General features: G+C 64.8%; 22 protein-coding genes. 2 read left to right on the forward strand and 20 right to left on the reverse strand.

Annotated features, from left to right (window positions below; translation table 11 throughout):
• Window positions 1-7 precede the first annotated feature (7 nt).
• The 6 genes from B7G53_RS13690 to rpsP form a co-directional block, all read right to left on the reverse strand.
• Window positions 8-1,015, reverse strand: a complete 1,008-nt coding sequence (locus tag B7G53_RS13690; RefSeq protein ID WP_096668563.1) for a CobD/CbiB family protein — start codon at window positions 1,013-1,015, stop codon at window positions 8-10.
• A gap of 140 nt (window positions 1,016-1,155) precedes the next feature.
• Entirely contained in the window at window positions 1,156-1,860 is a 705-nt protein-coding gene (locus B7G53_RS13695) for a CoA pyrophosphatase (RefSeq protein ID WP_096668565.1), read from the reverse strand.
• A gap of 70 nt (window positions 1,861-1,930) precedes the next feature.
• Window positions 1,931-2,296 (reverse strand): 50S ribosomal protein L19, encoded by a 366-nt coding sequence (gene rplS, locus B7G53_RS13700; protein WP_096668567.1) that lies wholly within the window; start codon window positions 2,294-2,296, stop codon window positions 1,931-1,933.
• A 131-nt stretch (window positions 2,297-2,427) separates the two neighbouring features.
• Window positions 2,428-3,207, reverse strand: a complete 780-nt coding sequence (gene trmD, locus B7G53_RS13705) for a tRNA (guanosine(37)-N1)-methyltransferase TrmD (protein WP_096668569.1) — start codon at window positions 3,205-3,207, stop codon at window positions 2,428-2,430.
• Window positions 3,208-3,367: 160 nt separating this feature from the next.
• Window positions 3,368-3,943, reverse strand: coding sequence for a ribosome maturation factor RimM (rimM, locus tag B7G53_RS13710; protein ID WP_096668571.1), 576 nt, complete (start codon window positions 3,941-3,943; stop codon window positions 3,368-3,370).
• A 15-nt stretch (window positions 3,944-3,958) separates the two neighbouring features.
• Window positions 3,959-4,219 carry a 30S ribosomal protein S16 gene (gene rpsP / locus B7G53_RS13715; RefSeq protein ID WP_096668573.1) on the reverse strand — a complete coding sequence of 87 codons (261 nt, stop codon included), beginning with the start codon at window positions 4,217-4,219 and terminating at the stop codon, window positions 3,959-3,961.
• 182 nt (window positions 4,220-4,401) lie between these two features.
• Here rpsP and B7G53_RS13720 point away from each other — a divergent pair, with 182 nt between their 5' ends.
• On the forward strand, window positions 4,402-4,959 hold the full coding sequence (locus tag B7G53_RS13720; protein ID WP_096668575.1) for a GNAT family N-acetyltransferase: 558 nt from the start codon (window positions 4,402-4,404) through the stop codon (window positions 4,957-4,959).
• An 8-nt stretch (window positions 4,960-4,967) separates the two neighbouring features.
• The gene (locus B7G53_RS13725) at window positions 4,968-5,426 is read left to right on the forward strand and encodes a hypothetical protein (RefSeq protein ID WP_096668577.1); all 459 of its coding nucleotides are present in this window, start codon (window positions 4,968-4,970) and stop codon (window positions 5,424-5,426) included.
• Window positions 5,427-5,561: 135 nt separating this feature from the next.
• On the opposite strand, the gene B7G53_RS13735 is transcribed toward B7G53_RS13725, so the two are convergent.
• The 14 genes from B7G53_RS13735 to B7G53_RS23020 all read right to left on the reverse strand — a co-directional run.
• On the reverse strand, window positions 5,562-6,572 hold the full coding sequence (locus tag B7G53_RS13735; protein WP_096668579.1) for an inorganic phosphate transporter: 1,011 nt from the start codon (window positions 6,570-6,572) through the stop codon (window positions 5,562-5,564).
• A gap of 2 nt (window positions 6,573-6,574) precedes the next feature.
• A complete protein-coding gene (locus B7G53_RS13740) occupies window positions 6,575-7,222 on the reverse strand; it encodes a DUF47 domain-containing protein (RefSeq protein WP_096668617.1) in 648 nt (215 codons plus the stop codon).
• Window positions 7,223-7,392: 170 nt separating this feature from the next.
• Window positions 7,393-7,755, reverse strand: a complete 363-nt coding sequence (locus B7G53_RS13745) for a DMT family protein (RefSeq protein WP_096668582.1) — start codon at window positions 7,753-7,755, stop codon at window positions 7,393-7,395.
• 77 nt (window positions 7,756-7,832) lie between these two features.
• On the reverse strand, window positions 7,833-8,486 hold the full coding sequence (locus B7G53_RS13750; protein ID WP_096668584.1) for a 3'-5' exonuclease: 654 nt from the start codon (window positions 8,484-8,486) through the stop codon (window positions 7,833-7,835).
• Window positions 8,483-10,396 carry a DUF294 nucleotidyltransferase-like domain-containing protein gene (locus B7G53_RS13755; RefSeq protein WP_255250014.1) on the reverse strand — a complete coding sequence of 638 codons (1,914 nt, stop codon included), beginning with the start codon at window positions 10,394-10,396 and terminating at the stop codon, window positions 8,483-8,485. Before B7G53_RS13755 ends, B7G53_RS13750 begins: the two co-directional genes overlap by 4 nt.
• A 635-nt stretch (window positions 10,397-11,031) precedes the next feature.
• A complete protein-coding gene (locus B7G53_RS13760; RefSeq protein WP_096668588.1) occupies window positions 11,032-13,131 on the reverse strand; it encodes a TonB-dependent receptor in 2,100 nt (699 codons plus the stop codon).
• Window positions 13,132-13,207: 76 nt separating this feature from the next.
• The gene (locus B7G53_RS13765) at window positions 13,208-13,597 is read right to left on the reverse strand and encodes a hypothetical protein (protein ID WP_096668590.1); all 390 of its coding nucleotides are present in this window, start codon (window positions 13,595-13,597) and stop codon (window positions 13,208-13,210) included.
• Between the two features lie 5 nt (window positions 13,598-13,602).
• Window positions 13,603-14,187 (reverse strand): DUF3299 domain-containing protein, encoded by a 585-nt coding sequence (locus tag B7G53_RS13770; protein ID WP_096668592.1) that lies wholly within the window; start codon window positions 14,185-14,187, stop codon window positions 13,603-13,605.
• Between the two features lie 32 nt (window positions 14,188-14,219).
• Window positions 14,220-14,468: a hypothetical protein gene (locus B7G53_RS13775; RefSeq protein WP_096668619.1), complete on the reverse strand. Its 249-nt coding sequence runs from the start codon at window positions 14,466-14,468 to the stop codon at window positions 14,220-14,222.
• 20 nt (window positions 14,469-14,488) lie between these two features.
• On the reverse strand, window positions 14,489-15,691 hold the full coding sequence (locus B7G53_RS13780; RefSeq protein ID WP_096668594.1) for an ABC transporter permease: 1,203 nt from the start codon (window positions 15,689-15,691) through the stop codon (window positions 14,489-14,491).
• Entirely contained in the window at window positions 15,688-16,344 is a 657-nt protein-coding gene (locus B7G53_RS13785; RefSeq protein ID WP_096668596.1) for an ABC transporter ATP-binding protein, read from the reverse strand. The genes B7G53_RS13780 and B7G53_RS13785 overlap by 4 nt, the downstream gene beginning before the upstream one ends.
• Window positions 16,341-16,871, reverse strand: a complete 531-nt coding sequence (locus B7G53_RS13790) for a Fur family transcriptional regulator (protein ID WP_096668598.1) — start codon at window positions 16,869-16,871, stop codon at window positions 16,341-16,343. The genes B7G53_RS13785 and B7G53_RS13790 overlap by 4 nt, the downstream gene beginning before the upstream one ends.
• 200 nt (window positions 16,872-17,071) lie before the next feature.
• Entirely contained in the window at window positions 17,072-17,533 is a 462-nt protein-coding gene (locus tag B7G53_RS13795) for a methyltransferase family protein (protein WP_096668600.1), read from the reverse strand.
• A gap of 194 nt (window positions 17,534-17,727) precedes the next feature.
• The coding region (locus tag B7G53_RS23020; protein ID WP_217992612.1) for a hypothetical protein at window positions 17,728-17,936 on the reverse strand (209 nt) is incomplete at its 5' end.

Genomic DNA, 17,936 nt, shown 5'->3' on the forward strand with positions numbered 1-17,936 from the left:
CAAACGGTCAGCCCAGCAGGCGCGCCAGCGTCAGCAGCGCCAGCAGCATCATCCAGAGCACCACCGAGCGCCAGACCAGGCCCACGATGCTGCGCAGGTGCCCGACCTCCGGCTCGCGCCCCGGCGTGCTCTCGGTGGCCTGCAGGTCGCCCGCATCGATGCCGTCGGCCTGGAAGCCCTGGGTGGCGTCGGGGGAAAACGTGGCTTTCAGCGCTTCGCCGCCCAGGCGCACGTTGACGGCCCCCGAGGTCGCGGCCAGGATCACACCGTCGTTGCGGTTTTCCGGGCCCGCGGGCGCACGCTGCATGTAGTTGCGCCAGCCGTCGATCGCGTCCTCGAAGCTGCCGACGACCGCGAACCCCAGCGAGGTCAGGCGCGCCGGCACGTAGTCGATCACGCCCCAGGCCCGCGCCGCGGCCTGCTGCAGGGCCGGGCTCGCGCCCTCGCCGGTGGATTTGGACTTGTAGGCCCAGTAGCGCGAGACAAACTCGGCCATGCGGTACAACACGGCACCGGCCGGTCCCAGGCCCAGCGCCGCCAGCACCGAGAACCAGGCCAGCACGCCAAACACGTGGCGGTGCGCGGCCAGCACCGAAAACTCGATCACATGGCGCACGATTTCGCTGCGCGGCAGCTCGCTGGCATCGACCTGACGCCACTGCGCCAGCAGCTCGCGCGCGGTCGCTTCGTCGCCGTCGTCCAGCGCATCGCGTATGTCGGTGAAATAGTGGCTGAACTGGCGAAAGCCGAGCGTCACGTAAAGCACGGCCACGCTCCAGGCAAAGGCCAGCACGCCGTTCACGCTCCACAGCAGCCAGTGCACGACCAGGGTCAGCAGGGCCGGCCCCACCACCGCCGTGGCCCAGGCGATCCAGCCATGTTGCGGCTTGCCGGCGTCCAGGCTGCGGCTGGCCCAGCGCGCCCAGCGGCGCAAACCGGCATGAATCGGGTTGCCACGCGCCAGCGGCCGCGCCTGTTCGATGATGAGTGCAAACAAAACAGCAAAAAAACTCATGCGCAATGATACTGCCCCCACGGTCGCTCACTGCGTGTAGCTCCCTGCCCCCCGAGGGGGCCGCTGCGCCTGCGGTCTGGCAAAGCCAGTCCCGCGGCCCCTGCTTGAAAAGAGGACGCCTCCGCGTGCTTCCTGGTTATTCAGGCGCTCAGGAAACGGTAAAGATTGCGCAGCATGCCGGCCGTCGCGCCCCAGATGTAACGCTCTTTCGCGTCCGCACCCTCATCCCCCGTGTAGGGCATGGACAGCCACTGGCGCAGTACACCGTCGAATTCAAACTCGTGGCGCTGGTGGTTGGACGGGTCCATCAGGTAACGCAGCGGCACTTCAAAAATATCGGCCACCTCGGACGGGCTGGGCTGCAGCGCAAAACCCGGCCGCACCAGCGCAACGACCGGCGTGATGATGAAGGCCGTGCCGGTGACATAAGTGGGCAGGATGCCCAGCACCTCCACATGCTCGCGCGTCAGGCCGATTTCTTCGTGCGCCTCGCGCAGGGCCGTGTCCACCGCATCGTGGTCGGTCTCGTCGGTCTTGCCGCCGGGCAGTGCAATCTGGCCGGAATGGGTGGACATGTTGCCGGCCCGCTCCGTCAGCAACAGCGTCAGTTCATCACGCATGACCAGCGGCAGCAGCACCGCCGCCAGCGCCGGCTCGCGGTTGGAAAATCTTTTCTCGACGCTGTGCTCCGGCGTCCAGACCGGTGGATGCCGGAAACGCTGGCGCAGGGCCTGCGGCGTGAGCTCCTGCGCCGGCACGCCGGACAGGTGCGTGTCCACCCCGATCACCGGAATGCTGCGGGGATCGAAGGTTGGCAAAGGCGTGGTGAACCGGGGCGTCGTCATGAGAACGCAAGATTAACAGGGCGTAAAAAAAGCCGCTCCGGAGAGCGGCTTTTTTGCGGGCCGGCTGTTTTTAGGCAGCTTTGGCGCCCAGCTTTTCCTTGATACGCGCCGACTTGCCGCTGCGGCTGCGCAGGTAGTACAGCTTGGCACGACGCACGTCACCACGGCGTTTGACTTCGATCTTGGCGATCAGCGGGCTGTAGACCTGGAAGGTCCGCTCGACGCCTTCACCATTGGAGATCTTGCGCACGATGAAGCTGGAGTTCAGGCCGCGGTTGCGCTTGGCAATCACGACGCCTTCAAAAGCCTGCATACGCTTGCGGGTACCTTCAACCACGTTGACGCTGACAATCACGGTGTCGCCGGGGGCATACACGGGGATGGTCTTGTTCAGGCGGGCAATTTCTTCCTGCTCTAGGGTCTGGATCAGATTCATGATTTATTCCATCTAACTTTTTCGTTCATACACGCGCTACGCTAAAGACCGCAAATCCATGGACACATCAAGGATGGTCAAGATGGTTGCAGTGGCCGCCAGAGGACCGAAAAGCCTTTGATTATAGCCATTTATGGCTTTGAGCCCTTTTGGGCCGGCAGATCGCCCAGAAATGCCTCGTCGGCGGCCGTCAGGCTGCCGGCTGCGCGGGCCTTGTTCAGCAGTTCGGGCCGGTGCTGCCGGGTCAGGGCCAGGCGCTGCTCGCGGCGCCAGCGCTCGATGTGGCCGTGGTTGCCCGACAACAGCGTCTCTGGCACAGTCTGGCCGCGCCAGGTCTCGGGCCGGGTGTAATGCGGGCAGTCGAGCAGGCCGTCGAGCGCCGGGTTGAAACTGTCGAACTGGTGGCTGCCCTCGTCGTTGAGCACGCCAGGCTGCAGGCGCGCCACCGCGTCCAGCAAGGCCATCGCGGCAATTTCACCGCCGGACAGCACAAAGTCACCCAGGCTGACCTGCTGGTCTACATAGGTATCGATAAAACGCTGGTCCAGGCCCTCGTACCGGCCGCAGACCAGCACCGCCCCGGAGCCGGCCGACCAGGCCTGCACGCCCGTGTGGTCCAGCGGGCGGCCAATTGGCGAAAACAGGACCACCGGCGCCTGCTGGCCGGCCGGCTCGGCGCGCTCCTCGCGGATTTTTTCAAGACAACGCGCCAGCGGCTCGGCCAGCATCACCATGCCGGGACCGCCGCCAAAGGAGCGGTCGTCCACCCGGCGGTAGTTGCCTTCGGCAAAATCGCGCGGGTTCCACAACTTCACCTCGACCAGACCGGATTCATAGGCGCGGCGCGTCACGCCGCTGGTCAGAAACGGCGCAAACAGCTCGGGGAAAAGTGTGATGACGTCAAAACGCATGGAGATCTATTTTGCATCGAGCCGCCCCCAACAAGTTCAGCGCGTTAGCTGGGCTCGCCGCACTTTCAAACAGGGGCCGCGGGTCCGGCTCCGCCGGCCCGCAGGCGCAGCGCCCCCTCGGGGGGCAGAGAGCTACGCGCAGCGAGCGAACGTGGGGGCTCTAGTAATCAGGCTGCCAGTCCACCGTGATGGTCTTGCCCGGCAGATCGACGGCGTCCACATAGGCGGCCACAAAGGGAATCATGCGCTCCAGGGTCTGCTCGCCTTCGGTGTATTCGACACACAGCACCGAATGCGGGCCGGTGGCCATCAGGTCGCGCACCTTGCCCAGGGCCACGCCTTCGCGGTTGACCACATTCAGGCCCAGCAGGTCGACCCAGTAATACTCGTCCTTGCCGGCCTTGGGGAAGCTGCTGCGCGGCACAAAAATGCGCGCGCCGCGCAGGGCCTCGGCCGGCGTGCGGTCGTCGACGCCTTCGAACTTGGCCACCACGGAGTCGGAATGGGTTTTGGATTCGCTGACCGTCAGCACCACGGTGCCGGAGAAAGCGTCAAAACCGGGACGGTGTTTGGTATCCGGCGGCTGCAGAAACCAGCGGCCGGATGAAAAAAGCGCCTCGGAGGAGGCGCTGTGAGCCAGGATTTTCACCCAGCCCTTGACGCCCCAGGCGTCAAGAATGCGCCCGACTTCAACCGCATCGTCTGGCAGGCCAGACGACTCAAGGCCGGGCAACATTCAGGAACCCGACAATCAGGCAGCCTTGGGAGCTGCAGCAGCGCCCTGCTTGACCAGGCGCAGCACGGTGGGGGACGCTTGTGCGCCCACGCCGAGCCAGTGGGTCAGGCGGTCCTGCTCGATGCGCAGGCCTTCTTCGCCACCTTTGGCAATCGGGTTGTAAAAACCGATGCGTTCGATGAAACGGCCATCGCGGCGGACGCGTTTGTCAGCCACAACAATATTGAAAAATGGACGGTGCTTAGAACCGCCGCGCGAGAGTCGGATGACGACCATGATTTATCCTTCGGGTGGTGAGGTGAAAAAAAACACCCCAAAATGTTCCTGCAGCGCTTGAGACACACGACATGGCACCCGGCCAGCGAAATGCTGCAAAGCCGCAGATTATAACCCGCGGCTTGCCGCTGTCCCACCCGCTGCGCTCCTCCAATGTTCTTTCAACCCCTATTTGGCACGCCATGACCCTCCTGAGAGCCAGCCTTGACACCGATTTGCCGGCCATCACCGCCATTTACGCCCACCATGTGCTCAACGGCACCGGCACCTTTGAAACCGAACCGCCCAGCGTGACCGACATGGCCACGCGCCGCGCCGACGTGTTGTCCAAGGGCCTGCCCTATCTGGTCGCCGAAGAAGGCGGCGAGGTCGTCGGTTTTGCCTACGGCAACTGGTTCAAGCCACGGCCGGCCTACCGCTACTCGGTGGAGGATTCGATTTACCTGGCTCCCGGCCAGCAAGGCAAAGGCCTGGGCCGCGCCCTGCTGAGCGAACTGCTGGCACGTTGCGAGGCCGCCGGCATCCGCAAGATCATGGCCATCATCGGGGACTCGGCCAACGCCGGTTCGGTCGGCCTGCACCGCGCGCTCGGCTTCACGCTGGTGGGCGTCGTCGAGTCCTGCGGCTGGAAAATGGGCGCCTGGCGTGATATTGTCATCATGCAAAAAACACTGGGCGCCGGCGACACCACGCCACCCCTGGATGCCGCGCCCCCATCTTCCCCACCCTCCAGCCCCTGACTGCCTCCATGACAAACAAGAACAAGACCCTGGCCGCCTGGCTGGCTTTTGCCGGCGGCCAGCTGGGCATCCATCGCCTTTACCTGCACGGCTGGCGCGACCTGCTGGCCTGGCTGCACCCTCTGGCCGCTGCCCTGGGCTGGTGGGGCATTCAGCGCGTGCGGCTCTACGGCCAGGACGACCAGCTGGCGTGGGTGCTGGTGCCGCTGCTCGGTTTCACCCTGGCAGCCACGGCGCTGACGGCGATTTATTACGGCCTGATGGCACCCGAAAAATGGAATGCCAAACACAACCCGGCGGCCGCGCCGGACAGTGCTTGCGGCAAAACCAACTGGATCACCATGGCGGCCGTGATCCTGGCCCTGCTGTTCGGCACGATTGCGCTGATGTCCAGCATCGTGTTCAGCTTCCAGCGCTACTTTGAATACCAGGTCGAAGAAGCGCGCAAGATCAGCCAACAGAGATAGAGCCCCCACGGTTGCTCACTGCGTGTAGCGCCCTGCCCCCCCGAGGGGGCCGCCGCGCCTGCGGTCTGGCAAAGCCAGTCCCGCGGCCCCTGCTTGAAGGAGAGAGCCCCGCGTGCTCCTACCGAAGTCCGGCGGTCAGAACAGCTGCAGGCTGACCCAGTAGGCGATGGCGGCCACAAAGGCCGAGGCCGGGATCGTGAAAACCCAGGCCCAGACAATGTTGCCGGCCACGCCCCAACGCACGGCCGAGGCGCGCTGGGTGGAGCCCACGCCAACGATGGCACCGGTGATGGTGTGCGTGGTCGACACCGGAATGCCCAGGCCGGTGGCCAGGAACAGCGTGATGGCGCCGCCGGTTTCCGCACAGAAGCCGCCCACAGGCTTGAGCTTGGTGATTTTCTGGCCCATGGTTTTCACGATGCGCCAGCCGCCGAACATGGTGCCCGCGGCAATCGCGACGTAACAGCTGACAATCGCCCAGGTGGGCGGGGCGCTGTCGCTGGCCGAGGTGTAGCCGGTGGCGATCAGCAGCATCCAGATGATGCCGATGGTTTTCTGCGCATCGTTGCCGCCATGGCCCAGGCTGTAGGCGCCGGCCGAGACCAGCTGCAGGCGCCGGAACCAGCGGTCCACGCGCGATGGTGTGGCGCGCCGGCAGACCCAGGCCACCAGCACCATCATCAGCGAACCGAGCAGAAAGCCCAGCAGCGGCGAGACAAAAATGAAGGCCACGGTTTTCAGGATGCCGCCGCCTATCAGCGCCCCGGCGCCCGACTTGGCCATCACCGCGCCGACGATGCCGCCAATCAGCGCATGCGAGGAACTGCTCGGGATGCCGTAGTACCAGGTCACCAGGTTCCAGCTGATGGCGCCTATCAGCGCGCCGAACACCACATGGGTGTCGACAATCCCCGGCTGCACGATGCCCTTGCCCACGGTGGCGGCCACGCTGAGGTGAAAGACAAAGATGGCGACAAAATTGAAGACCGCGGCAAACAGCACCGCTTGCCCGGGCTTGAGCACGCCGGTCGACACCACGGTGGCGATCGAGTTGGCTGCATCATGAAAACCATTCATGAAGTCGAAGGCCACGGCCAGAATGACCAGCATGACCACCACCCACAGGGCCGTCTGTACGGTCTCCATGTTCAGGAATTTTCGAGGACGATGCCCTCGATCAGGTTGGCCACGTCCTCGCATTTGTCCGTGATGGTTTCCAGCAACTCGTAAATCGCCTTGAGCTTGATGACTTCGCGCACGTCAGGCTCTTCGCGAAACAGCTTGCTCATGGCCGAGCGCATGACGCGGTCGGCATCGGACTCGAGCTTGTCGATTTCCTCGCAGGTCTTCAGGGCGGCTTCGGCCGTGGCCGCGTCGCTGAGCTTGCCGATCAGCGCGACCGCGTCTTTCAGGCGTTCGCAGCATTTGACGCTGAGGTCCGTCAGGCGCACGATCTCCTCGGTCATGTGGTGCACGTCGTACAGCGCCATGGTTTCGGCGGAGTCCTGGATCAGGTCGCAGACATCGTCCATGGTGTTGATCAGCGAATGGATCTGCTCACGGTCGATGGGCGTGATGAAGGTCTTGTGCAACATGCGGTTGACCTCCTGCGTGATCCGGTCGGCTGCACGCTCGGCGTTGTCGACCTCCCGGTTGAAGGCCTCGCGCTTCTGCACATCGCTGTAGTTGGCCACCAGGTTGGAGAACGCGTGGGCGGCCTCCACGATGCGGTCAGCATGCTGGTTGAACAACTCGAAAAAATTGCCTTCACGCGGCAACAGTTTGCCAAACAGCATCTTCAACTCCTAAAGCGGTACATGTCAGATATATGACAAATTCATGACTTCCGGGAGTTTAACGCCCCCACGGTTGCGCACCGGGTGCGCTCCCTGCCTCCCGTGGGGGCCGCTGCGCCTGCGGCCCCTGCTTGGCCAAGAGCCACTCATGGTCAATCGCAAGGCCCGGCTCAGGCCGAACGGAAGATGAAATACACCGCGCCCACCATGCACAGCGCCGCCCACAGGTAGTCGAGCTTGAGCGGCTCGTTGAGGTAAAACACCGCGAAGGGCACAAACACGGTCAGCGTGATGACCTCCTGCATGATCTTGAGCTGCCCGATGTTGTACATCGTGAAGCCGATGCGGTTGCCCGGCACCTGCAGCAAGTACTCGAACAGCGCAATGCTCCAGCTGGCCAGCGCCGCGATGTACCAGGGCGAGGTCGCCAGGTTCTTCAGGTGACCGTACCAGGCAAACGTCATGAAGACGTTGGACAGCAGCAGCAGTCCAATGGCTTGCGCCGAAACCGGAAGGGATTGTAGAAATTGCATAAAACTCCGTGCTCGGGGGAGCAAACCAGCGAATTCACCCAACGATCTTAGCCGCCACGCGCCGCCTCGGCGCGGACTCAAGCCCGGGCAATCCAGCGCTGATGGGCAGCGAGTTTTTCCACATCGCGCCAGGACCGGCACTGCCCGGCCATGCGCGGCCAGATGCGCAGCAACAGCTCACACTCGGCCAGCGTGTCGGCCGCCGCCTGGTGCCGGGGCGCGCAGACAATGCCGAAATGGGCCAGCCATTCGTCCAGCGCGCGCGCCTTGACCTTCTCATGGGTCACGGCGCACAGCTGCTCAATGTCCACCCAGCGGTTCGGCAACCCCGTGCCCAGGTGCTGCACGACATGCCGGCCAATCATGGCCTGGTCGAACGGGGCGTGAAAGGCCAGCAACGGCGAGTCGCCCACGAAGTCGGCAAAGGCGCGCAGGGCCTGGTCGGGCGGCACCCCTTCGCTCTGGCGCTGCAACCCGATGCCATGCAGCAGGATGTTGTCCTTGGCTGATGCAACCGACGACTGGCGCAGCACCACCTCAAAACTGTCGCCCGGCAGGATGCTCAGGCGTTTGGCCGCCCAGTCCACCTGCACGGCAATGGCGGCGATCGCCAGCAGCTGGTCGCGCTGCGGATCCAGCCCACTGGTCTCCACATCGAGCACCACCCAGCGCGCCTCATCCGCGCCGGCCAGCGCGGCGAAGGGCTTTTTCAGCCAGTCCGCCCAGCTCATCGCTCATAGTCCAGCTGCAGGCGCTGCTGCAGCGAACGCGCCACGCGAAACGACTCGCGCAGGATGCGCCTGTCGATGTCGTTGAGACGATCGACTTTCAGGTGGTTCGGCTGCTGCGGCGAGGCCGTGCCTTCGAGCTGCACGCGCAGGCGCAGGGTCTGCAGGAACTCGAAGCCGCTGACCCAGCCCTGGTATTCGGACGGGGCCAGCCCCAGCAGCGTACCGACAGCGTCCAGCCGCTCCCGGGTGTTGGTGGCCGTCACGCCGCGGCTGAGCGAATAAATGCGGGCGACATCGACAAAAATCGCGGCGCCCTGCAGTTTGAGGTCGATCATGCCGCCGTCGCCCACCGCAATGCTGCCGGTCCAGTTCAGCGGCGGGCTGTGGATCAGCGCATTGGTCGCCAGCTGCTTGATGAAACGCGGCGCGCGCCGCGCCGACTCGCTGACCTCCTGGCGCAGGCTGTCGGCCAGGCGTGCATCACCGGCCAGCGGCCGGAAGTCGAAGTAAATGCTGGCATTGAGCAAATCCTCGGGCGCCCCGTGTTCTATCCAGTGCGCAAAACGTTCGCGCCACTGGCGCAGGGTCAGGCAACAGGCCGGCTCGCTGGCCATGATGCCGCCGCGGCACAGCGGGTAGCCGCAGGCGTCGAGCGCGACGTTGACGTCACGGGCAAAACGCAGCGCGGCCTCACGCTGGGCCGGCGTCGTGTCGTCGGGCAGGATCAGCGCGTTGTCCTGGTCGGTCGCAATGGTCTGCTCGCTGCGCCCTTCGGAGCCCAGCGCCAGCCAGCACAGGCGGCCCAGGTCGATACCGTGCGCCTGGGCCTGAATCTCCAGCAGGCGCAAGGTGAGCACGTCGTTGAGGTGGCTGATCAGCGCCGTGAGCTGGCGCGCATGCACCCCCTGGCCCAGCAGGCTGTGCGCAAACCGCCGGATGTCCTGCGCCACGATCTTGAGCATCTCCACATCGGCGGCAGAACGGATCGAGGTGCTGACCTGCTTGAGGCTCAGGCGCTGCATGGCAAACAGGTCACGCTCCGACACCACACCCACGGCGACCCCGTCGCGCGTGACCGGCACATGGCGGATGCCGTGTTTGCTCATCAGCAGGGCCGCGTCCAGCGCCGTGTGTTCGTGGCTCAGCGCGAGCACCGGCTGCACCATGGCCTGCGAGATCGGCGTGTCCAGCGGCAGCGCCGCCAGTGCGACCCGGCCCAGGATGTCATACCGCGTGAGAATGCCCAGCGGCCGCCCGCCTTCGTCGGTCACCAGCATGGAGCCGATGCGCTGCTGGTGCATGCGGCCCAGCGCCTCGCGCAGCGGCGTGTCCGGCGGACAGGTCACCGGCGCCTGGCGCGCAACATCGCCGAGCGGTGTTTCCAGCGACTGTTCGGCCAGCGCCTGCGAGGCATAAGCCACCTGCAGGGCACGCCGCGAGAGATCGAGGAACTTCAGGATGCGCCGGTTCAGGAAGTCGGCAAACGGCGGGCTCCGCACGGCCAGCGCATGCATGGAAGCCAGCGGCAGGGCCAGCACAAAGGTGTCGGCCACGGCGCGGTAGCTCGCGGTCACCGCGCGCTGCGCCAGCGCCGCACTAACGGGAAACAACTCGCCCGGTTCGTAGTGGAAAGCACCGCCCGACAGCTCGGCCAGGCCGCGCTCGCCGATCACCGCGCCCTGGCGGATGAAGAACAGGTCCGTGACCGGTCCGCTGTCGGGTTCAATCAGGATTTCTTCGGGTGCGAAGTAGTTCTGCCGGGCATGCCTCAGGAAAAAATCCACATCGCCGGCCTGCATCTGCGCAAACGGCGGATGCCGCATCAGTTCCTGGCGCAAATTGGCCAGCAGGCTGCTGGACGGACTCAAGTCGGCGTTGAGCGAGGAAAGAGGCTGTTCTGCATCCGTCACGGGCGTCTCCTTGTGGCTGCGGATCATTATCCGGGAAGGACTTGCTGCTGTGCTGATTCAGCGCAAACCGGGCGATGCGCCGTTCGGGCTGAGCCTGTTGGAGCCTGTGCAAGCCTGAGCCTGTGTGAGTCTTCCTGCAAGCCGGGTCTCGCCCCGGCGGGCAACTCACTTTTCTTTTGCGTCGCCACGGCCAAAAGAAAAGTAAGCAAAAGAAAAGGCGACCCGATGGTCTGGGTCCCCTGCGCTACGCTTCGGGGCAACCTCCGGTGCTCGCCTAAAGTGGGGTCGAGCTCGAACTCGCCTTCGGCTCAGACAATCGCTCGCCCTGATCCACTTTCGGCTGTGCTCCTCGGCCCAGCCCGACGGGTGGAGGAACAAAGACAAATACCAAACACCGAATGCGGGGAGCCATGACGCGCGCAGCGCGTCATGGCGGAGTCAAGCAGCCGTCATGTTTGCACGCGAGCGCAGCACACGTTGCCAAATGAAGTCCCCCTCCATCGCCCAGCGGGGCGAGGGAGGGGTTAGGGGTGGGAGTGGGGAGTCACGCCTACTGTCCAAAACGAACTGGGGACGCAGCGTGATGCAACAAAGCATTCGACTCAGCCGACTCGACCGCTACCGCTCGAAGCATCCTAAAAACTCGCCTGCAATCCCACCTTCAAACTACGCCCAGGCAACGGCGCCTTTGGAAACGCCGTGCTGGTCAGCACGGAACTCGCACTGTAGGCCAGCCTGTCGGTGAGGTTGTCCAGGCGTGCAAACCAGAGCAGCGTCGCGGCGCCGGCCTTGACGCGATACGACGCGGCGGCGTTCCACAGCGTGTAGGCGCCCGTGGCGCCCACCGGCGGTGCGGGTACGCGCTTCTGGGCGGCGTTGTGGTCGAAGCCGAGGCTGGTGCCCCAGGGGCCGCTGGCCCACAGCAGCGAAGCGCCCACGCGCCAGGGTGCGATGCGCGGCAGCGGCTGGCCGTTGCTGAGGTTGGTGGCGCGCACCACGTCAGCGCGCAGCGCCAGGTCCACCTGCGAGGCGCCTTCCAGCAGGCGGATGTTGCCGCTGGCCTCAATGCCGGTGAAACGTGCCCGCACCTGCTCGTAACGGAATTCGGCCAGCGGCTTGAACTCGGCACCCGCGGCGGTGAAACCGGGGTTGCCAGTGTCTTCCACCGGGTTGACCGTGCCATCTTCCGCATTGCGCGTGACACCCGTCGTCTGGTTCAGCGCGATGTAGTTCTTGAAGCGGCTCACATAGCTGTTGACCTTGAAGCTGTGCCCGCCCGACTTCCAGGCCGCACCCAGATCGAGGTTGCCCGACTGTTCTTTTGTCAGGCTGGCGTTGCCGACCTCATAGGCGGCCGTGGCAATGTGCGGGCCATCGGCAAACAGTTCATAGTCCCTGGGGGCACGTTCGGTGTAGGCGATGTTGCTGGTCAGTTGCCAGCCCGGTGCCGCGTTCCACAAGGCACCCAGCGCGTAGCTGCCGGACGTGAAGTCTTTGCTCGCCGGCGTGAAACGCGCCACCCGCGGGTTGCCAAAGGATGCGACCTGGACCGACTCCCGCCGACCGCCCAGGCTCAGCTTGCCCCAGTCCGTGCCCAGCTCTTCATAGGCAAACACCGCCGACTGCGTCGTCTTGCTGTAGGGCGCAAAAGCCTCGGCGCCGTCGGCGGAAAAACGATTGGACTCGGCCTGGAATCCCAGCACGCCGTCGAGCCTGCCGAGCTTCGCATGGCGCGCTTCCAGCCGGAAATCGCTGCCCTTGCTTTTGAACACCGTGCCGGCGGTCGCGCCCTCGAACTCGGTGTGGCCGTAGTCGGTCTGGCTGTACTGGCCCTTGATGCTCGGGAAGGGCCCGCCGAGGTTGCGCACTTCACCTTCAATCGCATAGCGATTCGACTTCATGGCTATGGTCACCTCGTCTTCGGCCACCGTGCCGTAGGTGCTGCGGTAATTGCTGGCCGATGCGCCGAGGTAGCCGTTGTCGAAAAACACCGAGCCGCCGACGGCGCCGCCGCTGACCTCGCTGGCCGAGTTGCAGATGCGCCGCGAGCGGGTGGTGACGCCGGCCTTGGTGCAATTGAGATCGCGCGGCACTTTTGCGTCGCTGGTGTGGCGGTCGAAAGCGTCCACGTGCAGGCTGTAGCGCTGGTTGCCGCCTTCCAGCAGCACCCCCTTGCCGCGCTCCGAATTGCCGCTGACCAGGCTCAGGTCGGCCTTGCCGCTGATCCCGCCCTGCTCGTCAAACTGCGGCTCGCGCGGAATGCGGTTGTCGATCACGTTGACCACGCCGCCGACGGCGCTGCCGCCGTACAGCAGGGCGCCGGGGCCGCGCAGCACCTCGATGCGTTCGATGCTGATCGGGTCGGCCGTGACCGCGTGGTCATAGCTCAGGCCGGATGCATCGAGCGAGCCGCCACCGTTGGCCAGGATGCGGATGCGGTCACCGTCCAGCCCGCGGATAACGGGCCGGCTGGCGTTGGGGCCGAAGTAGGTGCTGCTGACGCCAAGTGTGCCGTCCAGCGTTTCACCCAGCGTGGTTTTGGAGCGCAGCAGCAGACCGGCGCCCGAATACTGCGTGGCGGGGGCCATCAGGTCGGTGGCGCCCAGCGGGTTGCCGGTGACGGTGATTTCCTTTAGCGTGGGCGCGGGGGCCTGCGCCTGGGCCGGCACGCTGGCCAGGGCGAGCAGGGACAGCGTGGCCGTGCCGATGGCAGGGCGGGGGAATGGTTTTTTCATGGGGACTCGTTGAATCGGAAGACGGAAACACCGTGTCCATGCCGGCAGGCATCACACGGGACTTCAGGGAAGGGATTCAGCGAGCCAGGGGCGGACCGCGCGCTTCAAAAAGCGCGGCCCAACGGGCGAGTACCTCGCCCTCCAGAAAGTGAAAGACTAACGGCGACAGCACCATCGGCAGCACCAGCAGGGGCAGCGCGGGAGGCGCCTGGCTGTGGCAAAGCTGGTCGAAGACGCGGCAATCGGAATCATTGACGTGGGCCGAGAACAGCTCGTCCATCCAGCCGTGGCCATGCGCCAGGCCGCCGGCTTCAACCGCATGGGCCTGCGTCTGCTTGTGCGCAGCCTGCGGGTGGTCGCCCGCCCGGTGGACCACGCCGTGCATCAGGCCCAACACCGGCGCAAGCAGCAGCACCAGGGCCAGATAGCCCCAGGCCGCCCGCCAAACCACGCGCCGCAAGACCATGGGGTTTACTTCACCGTCACCGCATCGTTGATGCGGTAATACAGGCCGTACGAGTCGTCATGCAGCACCTGCAGGCGGCCTTCCACCACCACCGCCTCCATGCTGTAGTCAACCGGCGTCCTGGTCTTGACCTCGACCATGCTCTCGGGCCCACCCGGCAGGCAGAAGGAGCAGGTCAGCGGCACCGACGACAACAGGAAGTGGCGCTGCTTTTTGCCCGGCTCCAGCGGCATCATGAAGCCCTGGATGCGCTGTATTTTCCCGTTCATGCCGAGCTGGCCCTCATTGAACACCGGCAGGATGCGGTTTTTCTCATTCTTGGTTTTCACGTCGGTCAGCACCGACCAGGGCACCACATCGCCGCGCGGGGCCAGCGGCGCAAACGGGCTGTTGGCCCCGTGCACACCCGCGCCCTGCCCGGCCGGCAGATCAATGCTGCCAAGCGGCGCAGGCGCCGCCTTGCCCGTCGCGGGCTTGCCGCTGCCGGCAGGCAGGGGTGAGCTCAACTGCGCATTTGTACTTCCGGCGGCCAGCAGCAGCGACAGCAATAGCGGCGAGGCCTTGGAAACTGTGCAAGCAGAAATAGTCATGGGTTCTCCAGAAACGTTGCGGTGGCGGCGCGTCAATGCCCGTGTTTCATGCCGCAGTATTTTCCCACCGCCAGCCCCTTGCAGGAAGCCTGCAGGTCTTTCATGCAGACATCTTCCTTCTTGCCCGACTCCAGGCATTTGGCCGCCGCTTCGTGCGCGGCCGCCATGGCGCGGTGGCGCTGGATGTCTTCCTTGGTTTCTGCGTCCTTGTGTTGCGCATGCGCTATCGAAAACGTAGCTGCCAGCGCAAGCGCGGCAAGGGCTGGAAGCATATTTTTCATGTATTTCCTGATCATGGGGTTCATCTCGACTGTAAAAGTTCAAACACGGGGACCCGGTAGGCCTCGTACGCGGGCAGCAGCGCCGACAGCAGCGCCACACCGACGGCCAGCACCGGCACACTCAGCAACCCGACCGGCCACGACAGTGCACCGACCAGCACCGATTTGTCCAGCTGCAGCAGCCAGGCGAGCAACGCCATCAGCCCCTGCCCCGCCAGCACGCCGATCACGGTCGCCAGCAGCGCCAGCCACAGCGCCTCGCACAGCAGCAGCGCCGCCACCTTGCGCGGTGGCGCGCCCAGCAAACGCAGCAGCGCCAGGTCGGCGCGGCGCTCGCGCACGGCGCTCCACAGCGCGATGAACACACTCAGGCCCGCCGTCAGCAGCAGCACACCGGCCAGCGCGCGCAGCACGTCGGTGCCCACGCCGATCATGCGCAGCAGGCGCGTGATCTCCAGCGCCGGCGCGGCAGCCTGCATCTCGGTGCTGCTGTTCACAAAGCGCGGAAAGGTCACCGCCGCCAGCGGCGTGCGGTACTGGATCAGCGCCAGCGTCACTTCGCGCTCTTCTTCGAGCAGCTGGCGGTCGTCGGCGTCGAGTGCCGTGTGATCTTCATGGACCTGCCAGACGGAATCCAGCACTGTCAGCACCAGCCGGTCCAACACCGAGCCGCCGGGCGCCAGCACGCCGCTGACCACATAAGGCGTCTGCCCATGGCTGCCCCCGCCGCCGCCCAGGCCATGGCTGCCGGCGAAGCGGTCGCCGACTTTCAGGCCGGTTTGCTTCGCCACCTGCGCGCCCAGCACCGCCTGCATGGGCACTGTCCACACGCCTCCCTGCGCGAACGCCGCCTGGTAATGGGTGAGGTAGTCCGGCGTGGTGCCGACGATGCGAAAACCTTGCAAGCTGTCGCCCAGGCTCAGCGGAATCAGCTTGGCCACCTGCGGGTGTTGTTCGAGTTCTTTCACCGCCGCCAGCGGCACGTTGCCGGTTGGCGCGTCGATGTGGAACACACCCGAGAGAATCAGCTGCATGGGGCTGCCCTTGGCGCCCACCACCACGTCGATGCCGGCCAGGTCGCGCTCGAAGGCCTTGTCGATCTGGTGGCTGACCAGCAGCACAAAGCTCAGCGACGCCAGCCCGAGGCTGAGCAGCAGCACATTGAGCCCCGCCGCCAGCGGCCGGGACCAGAGAAAATGCCAGGCGAAAGCTATGGTTTTCATAGCTTCCCACGCCCGAGAAATAAGGGCTGGAAGCCTATTTTGTCATCAAGATTCGCCGCAACCCGGGCATCGTGCGTGGCAATCACCAGCGTCGCACCCTGGCGCTTCGCCGTCGCCTGCAACAGTTCAACGGCCTGCCGCGCCGCCTCGTCGTCCAGGCTGGCCGTCGGTTCGTCCGCCAGGATGACTTTGGGCTGCAGCAGCACCGCCCGCGCCAGCGCCACCCGCTGCGCCTGCCCGCCCGAGAGCTGCGCCGGCTTGCGCGCAGCGAGCTCCTGCACACCCAGCGCCGTCAGCGCCTCGCGGATGCGTCCATCGTCCTGCGCCTGCCCGGCCGCCCACTGCGCGATCGCCAGGTTGGCGTGCACCGTCAGCGCGCTGCTCAAATGCAGTTTCTGCGGCAGAAAGCCAATCGTCTTCGCGCGCCAGGCATCACCCGCCACCTTGCCCAGCGCGCTCAGCGGCTGACCGGCCACCGTGATGTCGCCCGCGGTCGGCGCCAGCAGCCCCGCCGCCAGCGCCAGCCAGGTGGACTTGCCGGAACCCGATGCGCCGCGCAGCAGCAGCACCCCGCCCTGCACAACATCGATGTCGTCAAAGCGAAGCGCCGGCCCGCCGGGGTACTGGTAGGCCAGTTGCCACGTGCGGATCACGCGGCGACACCCCGCTGGCGATAGCCGCCGGTGCTGCCCGTGGCGCAGTCGGCACACACACCACGCACGGCAAAGTCCAGGCTCATGCCCTGGTAACCCAGCGCCTTGAGCGCAGCCAGCGCCGTCTGCGCGGCACGCTCCAGGTCGCCGGCACTGGCCTGCAAAGCGTTTTCCAGCGGGCTGTCGCGGTGGCAGCTCTGGCATTCAAAGTGCGGCATCGCATGCACACCCGCCGGCATCGCCTGGTAACGCCGCACCCGGCTCGCATCCACGCGGCACAGCAGCAGTCCCACCTGCGTGAGGCGGTCGATCAGGCGGTAGAGCGTGACGCGGTCCAGGGCTGCGCTGTCGGCCGCGTCTCCCTCACCCGCCAGCGCCGCCTGCAACTGCGCATGCGTATAACTCGTGTCCGGATGCGCCAGCAGCCAGCCCAGCACCCGGCGCGCAGCAGCCGTGCGGCGCAGGCCGTGGGCGGACAGCAAGGCGTCAATCGGGTCGGTGGCGTTGTCTGAAGGGATGGAGGGCATTGAGTTTGGAAGTCTGTACGCAATCAGAACGATCACGCACCTTAACGCAATTTTGTTGCATTATCACCGACACCTTGGCCTGATTCGACCGACCGGTGCAGGCAGGTCAATTTCCTTTAGCCAGAACTGGCCAACGCCTGCTTCAGCACTCCGCCGGCGCAGCAGGCGAAAGCGGCTATCAGCGTGGCATTTGGAAAGCGTCATACCCAGCGGCGAACATGCGTTTTATAGGCCTCGTAATTGTCGCCAAACAGCGACGACAGGATGCGCTCTTCCGGTTCAATCTGGAAGCGGTTGATGTACACCACATAAAGAAACAGAAAAACCAGCGCCGGTGGACTCGCGAGGAAAGCTGCCCACCCCAGGAGCGTGAGCAGCAGGCCAAGGTACATGGGGTTGCGCGTGAAACGGAAAATGCCGCCGGTCACCAACGCCGATGAGGCGCCCGGTTTGAACGGATTAAGAGTCGTTTTGGCCCGCCGAAATAGAACAATGCCGGAAATGCTGATGCCTTGCCCGATGACCAGCAAAGCCAGCGCCGCGCCCAGGCGGTAGTCCAGCGGTATCGGGATAAAGCCAAACAGGATGGATGTGAACCACATGAGCAGCGCAATGATCAACGCTACCGCAGGCGGGGGAATTTTGAGTTCTAGTGTGGTCATGGCGGCAAGTTCAAGGTTCAACGATGATGCCGGAAACAGCGGGCTTCGAGCTATTGTTCCGGACATTAATGTGGTGGAGCATCCTCTCAGCGCCTTACCTTACTAAACACATGTGCATCACTGATAGGAGCGTAAAGTCCGTAGCATCTCTCCGAATGCCTCATCGGACAGAAATCCATCCGTTTCGATTCTGGTCATGCCACAGACGTTGTGATTGTCAAATCCACGATGCGGAGAAAAAGACAGAAAGATCCTAGGCGGCCAGCGACAATTTCCCCATCCTGCAAATAATCAAAAACCGGTGCATCGAAAGTGTCAGACACCCAAGCTTGGCACTGTATATACAAACCACCATGACCAACAACCTCAAGGGCGAAGCGCCCTCCTCTCCCCAAACCCGCCC

This window comes from Polaromonas sp. AET17H-212 (assembly GCF_002379085.1).
GTDB lineage: Bacteria > Pseudomonadota > Gammaproteobacteria > Burkholderiales > Burkholderiaceae_C > Polaromonas.

Bases quoted from the DNA above. Each gene is read 5' to 3' on its own strand.
- B7G53_RS13690 (WP_096668563.1), bottom strand. From the start codon at position 1,015: ATGAGTTTTTTTGCTGTTTTGTTTGCACTCATCATCGAACAGGCGCGG.
- B7G53_RS13695 (WP_096668565.1), bottom strand. From the start codon at position 1,860: ATGACGACGCCCCGGTTCACCACGCCTTTGCCAACCTTCGATCCCCGC.
- rplS (WP_096668567.1), bottom strand. From the start codon at position 2,296: ATGAATCTGATCCAGACCCTAGAGCAGGAAGAAATTGCCCGCCTGAAC.
- trmD (WP_096668569.1), bottom strand. From the start codon at position 3,207: ATGCGTTTTGACGTCATCACACTTTTCCCCGAGCTGTTTGCGCCGTTT.
- rimM (WP_096668571.1), bottom strand. From the start codon at position 3,943: ATGTTGCCCGGCCTTGAGTCGTCTGGCCTGCCAGACGATGCGGTTGAA.
- rpsP (WP_096668573.1), bottom strand. From the start codon at position 4,219: ATGGTCGTCATCCGACTCTCGCGCGGCGGTTCTAAGCACCGTCCATTT.
- B7G53_RS13720 (WP_096668575.1), top strand. From the start codon at position 4,402: ATGACCCTCCTGAGAGCCAGCCTTGACACCGATTTGCCGGCCATCACC.
- B7G53_RS13725 (WP_096668577.1), top strand. From the start codon at position 4,968: ATGACAAACAAGAACAAGACCCTGGCCGCCTGGCTGGCTTTTGCCGGC.
- B7G53_RS13735 (WP_096668579.1), bottom strand. From the start codon at position 6,572: ATGGAGACCGTACAGACGGCCCTGTGGGTGGTGGTCATGCTGGTCATT.
- B7G53_RS13740 (WP_096668617.1), bottom strand. From the start codon at position 7,222: ATGCTGTTTGGCAAACTGTTGCCGCGTGAAGGCAATTTTTTCGAGTTG.
- B7G53_RS13745 (WP_096668582.1), bottom strand. From the start codon at position 7,755: ATGCAATTTCTACAATCCCTTCCGGTTTCGGCGCAAGCCATTGGACTG.
- B7G53_RS13750 (WP_096668584.1), bottom strand. From the start codon at position 8,486: ATGAGCTGGGCGGACTGGCTGAAAAAGCCCTTCGCCGCGCTGGCCGGC.
- B7G53_RS13760 (WP_096668588.1), bottom strand. From the start codon at position 13,131: ATGAAAAAACCATTCCCCCGCCCTGCCATCGGCACGGCCACGCTGTCC.
- B7G53_RS13765 (WP_096668590.1), bottom strand. From the start codon at position 13,597: ATGGTCTTGCGGCGCGTGGTTTGGCGGGCGGCCTGGGGCTATCTGGCC.
- B7G53_RS13770 (WP_096668592.1), bottom strand. From the start codon at position 14,187: ATGACTATTTCTGCTTGCACAGTTTCCAAGGCCTCGCCGCTATTGCTG.
- B7G53_RS13775 (WP_096668619.1), bottom strand. From the start codon at position 14,468: ATGAAAAATATGCTTCCAGCCCTTGCCGCGCTTGCGCTGGCAGCTACG.
- B7G53_RS13780 (WP_096668594.1), bottom strand. From the start codon at position 15,691: ATGAAAACCATAGCTTTCGCCTGGCATTTTCTCTGGTCCCGGCCGCTG.
- B7G53_RS13790 (WP_096668598.1), bottom strand. From the start codon at position 16,871: ATGCCCTCCATCCCTTCAGACAACGCCACCGACCCGATTGACGCCTTG.
- B7G53_RS13795 (WP_096668600.1), bottom strand. From the start codon at position 17,533: ATGACCACACTAGAACTCAAAATTCCCCCGCCTGCGGTAGCGTTGATC.